Source organism: Bartonella vinsonii subsp. berkhoffii ATCC 51672 (assembly GCF_902825225.1).
GTDB classification, from domain to species: domain Bacteria; phylum Pseudomonadota; class Alphaproteobacteria; order Rhizobiales; family Rhizobiaceae; genus Bartonella; species Bartonella berkhoffii.
Genome location: NZ_CADEAK010000125.1, coordinates 1 through 488 on the forward strand (window position 1 = coordinate 1; position 488 = coordinate 488).

Annotated in this window: 1 protein-coding gene; it reads left to right on the top strand. The window is 38.9% G+C overall.

Annotated elements, in window-relative coordinates; translation table 11 throughout:
- On the top strand, nt 1–488 hold a 488-nt coding region (locus tag J7R10_RS08565; RefSeq protein WP_281432511.1), incomplete at both ends, for a penicillin-binding transpeptidase domain-containing protein.

A 488-nucleotide genomic window follows, 5' to 3' on the forward strand; every position in this document is an offset into this window, starting at 1 on the left:
TGCTGCAGGAGCTGTTATTTTTAACATCCATACCGGTGAGGTCGTTGCTATGGTATCTGTGCCTGATTTTGATCCTGGGAATCCTGTTGATGCTCTTAGAGGTGACCGCCTTAATCGGATGACAGCTGGAACTTTTGAAATGGGATCTATTATTAAAAGTTTTACAACTGCAATGACACTTGATTCAGGACTTTTTCATTTAAATAACGTTATTGATGCTTCACAGCCTATTCAAGCAAGTAAAAATTATTTTATTCGTGATTTTCATGGGAACAATCGTCCCTTAACTCTATGGGAAGTTTTCATTTATTCCTCTAACATTGGTTCTGCTAGGGAAGCATTGGCGATAGGAATTGACGGACATCGTGATTTTTTGAAACGACTTGGTTTACTTGATCGAATGACAACGGAATTACCTGAAATTGCTCATCCTATTGTGCCACCTCATTGGAAAGATATCCATTCGATGACGATCTCTTTTGGACATG